Origin of the sequence: Parabacteroides gordonii MS-1 = DSM 23371, from assembly GCF_000969825.1 — a bacterium.
In the GTDB taxonomy this organism is placed as follows: domain Bacteria; phylum Bacteroidota; class Bacteroidia; order Bacteroidales; family Tannerellaceae; genus Parabacteroides; species Parabacteroides gordonii.
The window spans coordinates 2754662-2767108 of sequence record NZ_KQ033919.1 but is presented as its reverse complement, the minus strand read 5'-3'; the positions used below and the strand labels follow the sequence as shown (position 1 = coordinate 2767108).

Genomic DNA, 12447 nt, shown 5'->3' with positions numbered 1-12447 from the left:
TTTTCGTTCATAACAAGTTATCAAAATGTAAGATTTATACCTAAAATAAAAGATTTAGGCAATGGGTATCCTCCGTTATGAGGGTATTTGTCACTTCCATCCTCTGAATACTCCGGAGAGAATATACTTTTGGCAGCAGTTAGATATCCTAAGTTTTGTCCGGTAATAGTAAAAGACAAATCCTGAATATTCCATTTGCTCAATAAACTTTTCGGCAATGCATACATTAACGAAAGTTCTCTAAATGCCAGATAACTGCCTTCGGAAACAAACATAGAAGAATTTCTTGCATAGTTTCTTTTTTCCAATTGGTCAGCCCAGGTATAAGTCGGATATTGGGCATTCGGATTAGATGGAGTCCATGAGTCCTTCGTTGCCTCCACCGTATTATAGTAGCCGACCATATTCCCCATAATCCACGGAGTACGGTTATCTATTATTTTATAATCTAGCGCATAATCCATTCTGGCAAATAAAGAGATGTTCTTATAACGAAGCGTCGTACTCAGCCCACCTGTCCAATGTGGCACCGTATTTCCCATCTTGACCATATCATAATCATCAATAACACCATCATTATTTACATCTTTCCATTTTACATCTCCGGGCTGAATGGGTAATGCCGCAGCTTTACCATCCGACTTAATCTTTTCCGATTCCGGTAATTTTGCCCATGCTTCCGGCCCATATAGCCATAAACCGTTGCTACCGTTATTTCCACTTGTTTTATCTATCAGATTCCCTGGAATTTCACTTTCATCCCGGTATAAACCCTCTGCCTTAAAAGCATATAGCATACCAGGTTCTTGTCCTTCCTGATATCCTCCTACCCACATTAAATTGCCGCTCTTAGGATCATATACCTGAAATGCATTCTGCCGGTTCCTCTCCAGGCCATTATCCGGTAATTTTATGATCTTATTTATATTATAAGCTCCATTCCATTGTATATTCCATGTCCAATCTTTTGTATTCAACACTTTAAAAGACAGTTCCATCTCAAAACCTCTGTTTCTGATCTCTCCATTATTGGTACGAAAAGAAGTAATACCAGAAGAGCCCGGCAATGGTATATCAGCATATTTATCCTGGGTCAATCGGTTATAAAAAGTGAAGTTGGCATTTATCTTATTTTCCAATATGCCCAGATCCAAACCGGCCTCTACCGTTTGTGACTTCTCCCATCTAAGACTTTCATTCGGCAAGCCGCTTTGATCCGGAACTCCTCCCAGTATAAAGCCTATATTCCCCATGTAATTAGTTGTCCCATAAGATCCTTGTAGTTCATAAGCCCCAATTCCGGAGACATTCCCATTCAACCCATAACTAAGTCTCAATTTTGCGAAAGAAAAAATATCTTGTAACGGTTCCATGAATTTCTCTCTTCCAAAAATCCATCCGGCAGAAAAACCAGGAAACACCCCCCATCTGTTTTTTCCCATCAATAAAGAATATCCATCATCACGAAGAGTCATCGATAATAAATATTTTCCTTTATAATCATAGTTTATACGTCCAAAAAAAGAAGTGATACGTTCCCGCTGATGCCAGGAATCGATCTCTCTCTTTTTCTCTTCAGTAGATGTCAATCCCAGATCTGCAAAATCATCCGTGGGGGCACCCGAACCGGAAGCACTGAAACCCTTCACATAATTATCAAAATATTCAAAACCAACCAACGCATTTAATGTATGTTCCCGCAAAAATACCAAATCATAATTGGCAACAGCATTGTAAGTCTGCTTGTGAATGCGTTGATACTTTGCAGAAGATGTTCTGGTTCTATTCCATGTCCCTGCAGACTGAAGATAGTCCTTATCAAAATGCTCATTCAAGTCCTCATCATACATCCAGATTGCACCTATTTTCAGATATAAATTTTTCAGGATATCAAATTTAAAACTCTGGCCTACTGTTAACTTCCGGTTATTATTATCTCTGATAAAACGTCCCAGGTTTACCTGCATATTACCGGCATCACTTTTATTCCCCAATAAAACTTCGCCATTAGGCCCACTACCGCGAACTGTCGGAGGACAAGATATGATTGCTGTGAAATACCGGTCTTCCCAATCTCTGTTCAATTCACGCCCATTAGGCAATTGATTGTATTTTGCATCCGAGAAATTAAAATTCGTATATGAGGTAAACCAAGAGCGAATCTTATAATCAGCATTGAATGTCGCTGTGATACGTTGATAATAATTATCTAACGGAAGCCCCTCCGAATGATTATAGCCCAAACCGGCATAATAACTGCCTTTATCATTTCCTCCTGATATATTCATATTGTAGTCCTGAGTAATAGCGGGGCTCTGGATATTGGATTTAACCATATCATGGTCATAAAAAATAATCTCTCCCCCATAAACCGGATCGGTCATGGTCTGCCAGCCCTGATCTAAAAGAAATGCCAGATCCGGTGTATAATTCATCGGACTCCACATGGCATTCCCATCCTCATTTCCAATTGCTGGTATTTTTCTTTCTGCATCCGCCCAATAAATATTACCTGTACCGTAAGCTTTCGGAGCAGATAATGAACTCATATCCGTTGTACCTACCCATTCTCCCTTTTCACTTTTAAATATCTGGGCAGAACGTTGAAAAGATGTCCGCATCCAATATAGATAGTCCCTTGCATTCAAGAATTTGAATTGACTGTTGTAATAATTAAAGCCTAATTTAGCTTTTACATTTACTGAAGTCTTTCCTTCTTTACCTCTTTTTGTTGTTACTAATACCACTCCGTTATTGGCCCGGGCACCATATAAAGCTGTCGCTCCGGCATCCTTCAGTACATCCATAGATTCTATATCTTCAGGATTAATATCACTCAAACTCTCACGCTGCTGTCCATCCACAATAATCAACGGAGCACCTGTTCCATCCAGATTGGTACCTCCACGAAGAACTATTTCTGGAACTCCACCCGGATTTCCGGTAGACTGGATCACTCTCATCCCTGATACAGCACCGGATAAAGCCTGTGCCGGATTGGAGAACATACCAACCTGTAAATGTTCCTCTTTCACACTCGCTATAGAATTCGTCAGTTTAGAACGTACCTGCGTTCCTCCATACCCGGTAACAACCACCTCGTTCAGCTGCTCTACATTCTCGGATAACTTTATATTAACTACAGATTTACCACGTATATCAACTTCTTTAGGAACATAACCTATATAAGAAAATATCAATGTACCATCATTTTTTTGAAGCTCCAATGAATATTGGCCATCCAAATCTGTTATTGTGCCGTTTGATGTTCCTTTTTCAACAACATTGACACCAATAACAGGTTCACCTGTTTCATCAGAGACAGTACCTTTTATCTGTACATTTTGGGGAGACTGTTGATTTTTTGACTTCGAGGATAATACAATCTGGTTATTTTCTCTCAAAAAATAAGATATATTAGTCTGTTGCATAATCTGTTGCATGACTTTTTTAATATCAGAATTCTCTGCAGCAACAGAAATACGTTTATCCAAGTCAGCAAGGTCTTCACTATAGAAAAAACGATAATTGCTTGTCTTCTCTATTTTCTCTATCACTTCCCTTACCGGTTTATTTTTAACTGTAAGGGAAACCTGGGCCATAGTCATGAAACCGGATACAACCAGTATCATATTACAAAATAAAGCCCGTATTATAAAATGCTTGATGTTACTCATTTTTAAGTGTTTTTTTGATAATACATAGATTATATATAGTAACTTTACAAGCTGAAATCGAATACGAAATGCCTTTAAAGACAGCCTGCCAGTTGTCTTTAATTCAAAGGTGTCTTATGTATTTATCGATTTTAGCTAAAAAACTTTGATATTGGGACAACTTCAATGATAGTTGTCCCTTTTCATTATATTAATACTATTCCATAGGCATTCAATTTTAAGATTAACACTCCCTTTATCCTCTCACATTCTATCTATCGTTTTTCACTTAATATAATTGTATCTTCTTTTGCTTCGTATAAAATTGGAGCAGTCAGACTTATTATCTCAATCACATTATCCAGACTATTATTCTTTATAACCCCGGAGAATCGATACTGCTTGATCTTTTCTGACTTAAATTCAACCTGAACATTATAGATCCGATTCAATCTGATGGCTATATCATAAAGAGTCTCTCCTTTAAATGCCAATTCATTATCCCTCCACATTCGGGAATAAGCAATATTATCCGGTCGTTCCACTTTCAACTGTCTATTTTCACGATTGAACAGGACTTGCTGATCCGGTAAAAGTATTACCGAATGATCCCCACCTGTAGCCTGAATACTTCCATTATACAACGTTGCTACAATACTTTTATCTTCTTTATAAGCCTTCACATTAAATGATGTACCCAAAGCTTCAACCTCCATTTCCCCCGCATTCACGACAAAACGATGTTCCTTGTCCTTTGAGACCTCGAAATAAGCTTCACCATTCAAAAAAACATTACGTTCTTTTAGGCCATAATCACTTTTATAACGGATTTCAGTATGAGAGTTCAACCATACTTTGGTCCCATCAGGTAATGTAACACTTGCTCTCTGTCCCTTCTCTGCTGATACTATATATTCACTGGTTATCGGTAAATCCTTCTGAGTGTATAAGTAAAAAGAGAATGAAATACCTATGCATAACAAAATAGTGGCAGCATAAGGTAGAAAACGCGAAAAGGACGATCTTAATTTGAATCTCTTTCTATCCTCCTCTTTTTTATGCAGGTTTTCCATTTCATGCATTCTCTCTTTGATACGCAGGTACATACGTCCCTGTATTTCTGCCGGCAATTCATCTTCAGGAACCTCACTCCAGCGCTGTTGATAAAATTCTAGAATCTCATCTTTGGACGCCGAATTGCGGAACCATTCCAGAAGTAACTGTTCTTCTTCCGGCAATGTTTCACCACGCATAAAGCGATCAAGCAAGTCAATATTTATATTATTTTTTGTCATCGTTTAAGTTATATATCCAAATAGAAGGGGAATCCCTTACAAGGGGAATGAAAAAAGTACGTATTTAACATTCGTTAGCCAAAATAACTAATAATATAGCCAACAAATTATCATCAGATAATTTCTGTTTCAGGAAACGCAACGAACGATAAAGCTGAGTTTCAACCGTCTTCTCGGAGATTGACAGACGGATAGCAATTTCTTTATTCGACAGGTGGTCTCTTCTACTTAATTTAAAGATTTCTTTTCGGGAAAGGGGTAATTGTTCTATCAGTTTATCAATATACAAACGTAATGAGTCTGCATCAATTTTTTCTTCGGTCAAGACATCTTCATTCGTTTGCTGCTGGGATAATGCATAAAAAGCGGATTCAGATAACAACCGATTTTCCGTTTCCTTATAAACCATATTACGGGCTATTGTGAACAGATAAGCATCAAACCCTTTATCCAGGTCGATCGATTCATGCTTCTCCCATATCTTCATGAAAACACTTTGGGTAATATCTTCAGATAAGATCCTATCGTATAATAATGAGTTAATAAAATTAAAGACATGAGAATTGTATTTCCAATAAATAGATTCGAAAGCAGCCTCATCTCCTTCCTTCAGGCGCTTCAATAAAGCGATATCAATATTCTTCAGTGTGTGCTTTTCCATCTCTCTCCTCTCTTTATTGAGGCAAAGATAAATATTTATTCGAATATTTGATATTCGGCAGTGCCAGAGTCTTATCCGAAATAAAGAAGAGAGAATCTTGCCGGATCCTCTCTTCTAAAATGCGTGATTCAATTAAACTTCCATTGCCGTGGAATAATGTTTAATCTTAAAACGCTCAAAAGTATGAATAATAGACGTATACTTGCTTCTGCAAACCTAAAAAGAAGCATAAAAATATTGAATTATCCATCGGAGAACTGATCTTCGGCCGATGCAGGAATATTAAATCACACCTTTTAAAGAATAAAACTTATATTTGCATCATAAGAAAAGTATGTCTGTAAAAACGGCTTTTCTTTTTTAAAAACTAAATTACCATGAACAGTAAACACTTAATCTTATTTTTTCTTGTCTGTTTCTCTTTTTCTTTACAGGCAAGTCCGATAGACGGTTTGTTGGAGCGCATAGACAAAGGCGCCTCCCGTAAGTTCATTATCGAACAAGTAAAATCACCCACCGACTTTTTTGAACTGGATCAAAAAGGAGAGAAAGTTGTCATCCGCGGTAACAACTATGTAAGTATTGCAACCGGAATAAACTGGTATCTGAAATATCATGCCGGTATCCATCTGTCCTGGAACGGTATGCAGGCTAAACTTCCGGAAATTCTTCCGTCGGTGTCAAATAAAGAAAGGCACGAGACAGAGATGAAGCTTCGGTATGATTTCAATTATTGTACATTCTCCTATACGATGGCCTTTTGGGACTGGAACCGTTGGGAGGAAGAAATCGACTGGATGGCTTTGCATGGCATTAACCTGCCACTGGCTATGGCAGGTGTAGAAGGCGTCTGGTATAATGTGTTGAAAAAGTTAGGATACACCAAAGAGGAGATCAATGAATTTATCGCCGGCCCCGGTTTTATGGCATGGTGGCTGATGAACAACCTGGAAGGTTGGGGAGGCCCTAATCCCGACAGCTGGTATCAACAACAGATTGCTTTGCAAAAAAAGATACTGAAACGCATGCGTGAATACGGTATTGAACCGGTATTGCCCGGCTACTCCGGGATGGTTCCTCACAATGCAAAAGAAAAACTGGGGCTGAATGTCTCTGATCCCGGATTATGGTGCGGTTATCGTCGTCCGGCTTTCCTTCAACCTACAGATCCTCGCTTTCAGGAAATAGCCTCTCTCTATTACAAAGAGATGGAGAAATTATTCGGTAAAGCAAACTATTACAGCATGGATCCATTCCATGAAGGAGGCAGCGTTGCCGGAGTAGACCTGGATGCTGCCGGAAAAGCAATCATGTCCGCCATGAAGAAAACCAACCCGAAAGCAGTCTGGGTAGCACAGGCATGGCAAGCCAATCCACGTCCTCAAATGATAGAACATCTGAATGCAGGAGACATGATCGTTCTGGATTTGTTTGCTGAAAGTCGTCCGCAATGGGGAGATCCGGAGTCGACATGGTATCGTAAAAACGGATTCGGCCAACATAAATGGATCTATTGTATGCTGCTGAATTATGGTGGTAATATCGGTCTGCATGGAAAGATGGCTCATGTAATCGATGAATACTATAAGGCGAAAGAGAGTTCTTCCGGTAAAACACTATGCGGTGTCGGTATGACGATGGAGGGTAGCGAGAACAATCCGGTCATGTACGAATTATTAACCGAATTACCCTGGAGGAAGGACAAGTTCTGTAAAGATGAATGGTTGGCAAGTTATATCCGTGCCCGTTACGGGACAGAAAACAAAACAGTGGAAGAGGCCTGGACGATACTTAGCAACTCTATCTACAACTGTCCGCCACAATCCGTACAGCAGGGGACACATGAGTCTATCTTTTGTGCCCGCCCGTCGGAACATGCTTATCAGGCATCCAGTTGGTCGGAGATGTCCGACTATTACAATCCTCAGGATGTTATACGTGCCGCACGCCTGATGGTATCGGTTGCCGATCAATATAAAGGAAACAATAACTTCGAATATGACCTGGTTGATATCGTTCGCCAGGCTATTGCGGAAAAAGGACGCCTTTTATATAAAGCGGTTATGGCAGCTTATGCTTCAGGAGATAAACCACTGTTCAACCTTGCTTCCCAACATTTCTTGCAACTGATCCTTCTACAGGATGAGTTATTGGGAACCCGCCGGGAGTTTATGGTAGGTAACTGGATCACTCAGGCTCGCAACCTGGGAAATACCTCGGAAGAAAAGGATTTATATGAATGGAATGCCAGAGTACAAATAACAACCTGGGGCAATCGGCAGGCAGCCGAAGAAGGTGGCTTAAGAGATTATGCACACAAAGAATGGAACGGGATATTGAAAGATTTTTATTATATGCGATGGAAACATTATTTCGATAATCTTTCCCTGAAGATGGAAGGAGAAAAACCGGAAGAGATAGACTTTTATGCGTTGGAAGAACCCTGGACAAAGGCTACTAATCCGTATTCATTTAAACCGGAAGGTGATTGTATTCCGACAGTAAAACGTATATTCAAGGAGATTTTCCCACACACTTGTCGTTGAGACCTTGCCATCCTTGAAAAAGTTTCCCGCCGATGAAACAAATGTTTCTTCCTTGTGAAACAAAAGTTTCATCGGTAGGAAACAAAAGTTTCGCCCTATTGAAAAAGGTGAAACTCTTTAGTCTGACCAGATACTCTTCTTATTTTATTCTCTCGAACCAGGGCAGACGTTCCAAAGGAGCATTCACCTCTATTGTCTTAGGTCCGCGGAATTTCTTACCAGTATCATCCTTCCATTGTCCTTTGGGCAACATCACTTGACGTGTATGTTCTTTGGTCAGGATCGGTGCGACCAGATATTTATCGCCCAGCATGAACTGGTCTTTACAGTCTACAAACCCTTGATGTGGAAATGCATATTCCATATGGCGCAATATCGGTTCACCAGTTTGTGCCGAATGACGTGCCTGTTCCAGAATATATCCACCCATCTTTTCATGCAGATGAGCGTATTCACGGCAAATAGCTAAATGCTTTTCATCCAAAATACGCCAAGGAGCCACAGAGAACTGCATCATAGGCATCAAAGTATGTACCTGACAAGAACGGACGATCAGCTCCTGGTCGAGTTTCGTCTGATCGACACCGAGGAACGAACCAAACTGACCTCCACCGATCATATCCGGGCAAGCATATGCATACCCCATCAGTCCGGCTGCAATCATATCCGGGATCAAAAGCCCTACAGCATTCCAGGAGTAATCTTTATCCCCCAGACGCTGTACCAGTGCCTGTCCACCCATCTTCCAACCGGCACGATATTCATTGAAAGGAAAATCCAAACCGATCTTGGCCCAATATTCGCACATATCGACAGAAGTCGCTGACTTATCATAAAATTCCAGGTTCGGATCATTATAATGGCCAATATCACCAGCATCAAACTTAAAACCATCAACTCCGTATTTCTCCTGCATTGTGCGCAATTGCAACTTCAAATGTTCGGCTGCAGCCGGATTACTCAAGTCATAGCAAGCGCTATATCCATTCCACCAGGGAATGATGGCTGCCTGCTTTGTCCCCTTTTGTTTGATCAGGTATCCCTTTTGTTGCAACTCACGGAATTCAGGGCTATCCGGACTGACAAACGGACAAATCCACAACATAATACGGAACCCGTCTTTATGTAACCGGTCGATCATTCCTTTCGGATCTGGAAAACGTTCCGGCTTAAAATCAAAGTTTCCGTAATACTTCTGCCAGTTGTCATCTACCATGAATACTCCAACCGGGAATTTATTGGTCAATATATTGTCGGCATACTTCAGGATATCTTCCTGGTTTTGATTGTACATCAACTCGATCCAGGTATTATACTGCGGCATGGAGAAGAACAACGAGTCAGGCAGTTGGCCGGAAGAAGGAAAATGTTTGGCAGCAGCGGCCAGATAGGCTTCCTTCAATGTGCTGCCGGCCAATACAGGTTCCATCTTCTCGTAATCGGAGTAGATATGTATATTCCCATTTTCCACCTTGAAAGAAAATGGCTTATCACTCCAGATATAGCGTCCTTCGGAAGATAATAGAAGAGGGACATTCTGATTATTTAGGTTTTCTGCCGAAAGATCGAACAAACGCAGATTCTCTTTAAACGGCATCTGAGAACCAAGTGCCACCATACCTCCCCACCATTTCTCATTTTCCAGGGATGATATCCGGGATTCGTATTTACCAGCAGCCCGGCAGGGTAATGCCACTAAAAGGATAAGTAAAGACAAGAAAACAGTTTTCATCGAGTTATTCATGTTCATTTCATTAGATTTATTAAATATCTCCACAAAGATATATTTACGGGCGGAATATAAAAAGGAGATAACTCCATTAATTTCAGAGTTATCTCCTTTTCTTTTGATAAATAGTCTTATAATTTCATTTGATTGACAGCTCTACTTCCGTTGATTGTAAAAGAGGAGATGTCAGTTTTACCTTTACTGAACCGGCATTGTCCGTCACTTTCAGATAACCGACAAGTTTACCTGATCTGCACCGCTGCTTGTTATCTCTGTAATTGTCCGTCACATTCCCATCCCCACTTTCAAGACCAATTAGACGAACCGGACCTTCCAAATGGCAGGTAACTTCATTATCTGCCAGAACAACCGGAATATCATTTTCATCCACAACACGGATCAGCATTTGCAACATTGTGTCTTTTCCAATATGTTCTTCCTCTAAGAATACGGCTTTCAACGCATAAGGACGTCCGGAAGTCTGTATCTTGTCTTTCGATACGATTTTCCCGTTATTATAGCCAACGACTTCCAAAACACCTGAGATATAAGGTATATCCCAGGAGATAACAGCAGTCTCGTCATCATAAGGTTTACGAACTCCTACCAGCTCCCCGTTTAAATAAAGTTCAGCTTCCTGGCAATTCGTATAAGTTACGACACGTATCGTCTCCCCCTTCTCATAATTCCATACGGCCGGGGCATTTGTCATCAGCCAACGATTCCGCTCTTCAGGCTTATAAGTACCCACATAGACAACCGGGGATTCCGACCATAAAGCACGTTGATAATATCCGCCAGGTTTTATATTTCCAGCCATATCTATTAATCCGGCAGTCGACCCACGCGAGGGCCAGGGACCAGCTTCCCCTAAGAAGTCATATCCTACCCATATAAACTGTCCAAAAATATAATCATTATCCCGTACATATTTCCAAGGTTCTAACCCATGTCCTGTTTCACTTCCATACAAAATACGATCCGGATATTTCTCGTGATCTTGCCGATAACGCTTTTCCGTATAATTATATCCTACCACATCCAATACTTTCGGATAATCCGTTTCATTAGACATGACTGGACCCGCCAAAGCAGCAGTGACCGGACGGGATAAATCATACTTTTTAGCTTCACGCACCAGGTTGCGGGCAATCTCGCCCAAACGTTCCGCACACGGTTGTTCTTTCTGATACCCTTTGACATGTTGTTGTCCGATGCCTTCCTGATCCAAGACTGGATGTGAATAAGGATCATTTGGATAATCGACCTCATTTCCTATACTCCACATAATAACGGAAGGATGATTTCTATCGCGACGGATCATATCAGCCAGATCACGTTCCGCCCATTCCCGAAAATAGTCGGCAGATCCCTGAAAACCAGGGATACCACGATTCCAACCGGTAATCCATTTTTTCTTAGGATATTCCCATTCATCAAAAGCCTCGTCTTTAACCAACAATCCTAATTCGTCACACAAGTCATACATATAAGGAGCTTGGGGATTATGACTCATTCGAATTGCATTGCAACCTATTTCCTTTAGAATTAATAAGCGGCGACGCCAAACTTCTTTCGGGACAGCTGCTCCCAAACATCCGGCATCATGATGTATGCAGACTCCTTTTATCTTCATGTTCCGTCCATTCAATGAGAACCCTTTATCCGGATCAAAATGCAGGGTACGAATACCAGCACGTGTTTCCGAGCCATCTATCTGTCTCCCATTTTGAGAAATATGCGTTTTTATCGTATACAAATAAGGATTATCCAAATCCCACAAAACCGGAGAGTTGATCGTACACGACTGTTCCAATTTCTCCACACAGTTTGCCGGTAAACTAAGGCTTTTGGAAACTTCACCGACCTTATGGTTTTCACGGTTAAACACTTCCTGTTTCACTGTTAATGCAGCAGGTTTATCCGTTGTATTGTTTATTTCCGTCTGAATAGTGAGAGCAGCATTCTTTCCTTTTACTTCAGCAACATAGCTCACTCCCCACAAATTAATATGTACAGGATTTGCATAAACTAAATAAACATCCCGGTAAATTCCGGATCCGGTATACCACCTCGAATCAGCAGACTGCGAATGATCGACTCTTACAGCCAAAACATTACGCCCTCCCCAATGGATGTAGGGAGTAAGGTCATACATAAAAGAGATGTATCCGTTGGGTCGTTTCCCAATCCATTTACCATTTATAAAGACTTCGCTGTTGTTATATACACCTTCAAAATAGACATACAGGTTTTGTCCTTCCTTATCCGCAGGAATATCCAGATCTTTACGATACCATCCAATACCTCCTGGCAGGAATCCCGTACAACTGGCATTACCGGGACTCGCAATCTGTTCAACACTCCAGTCATGAGGGATATCCAGCTTTTGCCAACCGGAATGGTCAAAATACTCAGCTCCTGCATACTTAGTATCACCCGGATAGAAGAACCAATCATGATTAATCTGTTCACTTTTGCCAAAACCCTGGCACCAAACATTAACAGAGAATAATTGCATCAGCAATAACACAACCCAATATTTCATGTTTTTCATAAT

6 protein-coding genes are annotated in these 12447 nt (G+C 40.7%); 1 reads left to right on the top strand and 5 read right to left on the bottom strand.

The window, feature by feature from the left end:
* Positions 1 to 20: 20 nt before the first annotated feature.
* The 3 genes from HMPREF1536_RS10485 to HMPREF1536_RS10475 all read right to left on the bottom strand — a co-directional run bounded on the left by HMPREF1536_RS10485 (position 21) and on the right by HMPREF1536_RS10475 (position 5612).
* Positions 21 to 3677 (bottom strand): TonB-dependent receptor, encoded by a 3657-nt coding sequence (locus tag HMPREF1536_RS10485; RefSeq protein ID WP_225607951.1) that lies wholly within the window; start codon positions 3675 to 3677, stop codon positions 21 to 23.
* A 254-nt stretch (positions 3678 to 3931) separates the two neighbouring features.
* Positions 3932 to 4951, bottom strand: coding sequence for a FecR family protein (locus tag HMPREF1536_RS10480; RefSeq protein ID WP_028730328.1), 1020 nt, complete (start codon positions 4949 to 4951; stop codon positions 3932 to 3934).
* A 64-nt stretch (positions 4952 to 5015) separates the two neighbouring features.
* Entirely contained in the window at positions 5016 to 5612 is a 597-nt protein-coding gene (locus tag HMPREF1536_RS10475; RefSeq protein ID WP_044193624.1) for an RNA polymerase sigma-70 factor, read from the bottom strand.
* A gap of 377 nt (positions 5613 to 5989) precedes the next feature.
* Here HMPREF1536_RS10475 and HMPREF1536_RS10470 point away from each other — a divergent pair, with 377 nt between their 5' ends.
* A complete protein-coding gene (locus tag HMPREF1536_RS10470) occupies positions 5990 to 8158 on the top strand; it encodes an alpha-N-acetylglucosaminidase (protein ID WP_028730326.1) in 2169 nt (722 codons plus the stop codon).
* A gap of 139 nt (positions 8159 to 8297) precedes the next feature.
* On the opposite strand, the gene HMPREF1536_RS10465 is transcribed toward HMPREF1536_RS10470, so the two are convergent.
* Positions 8298 to 9890, bottom strand: coding sequence for a glycoside hydrolase family 31 protein (locus HMPREF1536_RS10465; RefSeq protein WP_028730325.1), 1593 nt, complete (start codon positions 9888 to 9890; stop codon positions 8298 to 8300).
* Positions 9891 to 10026: 136 nt separating this feature from the next.
* The gene (locus HMPREF1536_RS10460; protein WP_028730324.1) at positions 10027 to 12444 is read right to left on the bottom strand and encodes a glycoside hydrolase family 2 TIM barrel-domain containing protein; all 2418 of its coding nucleotides are present in this window, start codon (positions 12442 to 12444) and stop codon (positions 10027 to 10029) included.
* Between the last annotated feature and the right edge of the window lie 3 nt (positions 12445 to 12447).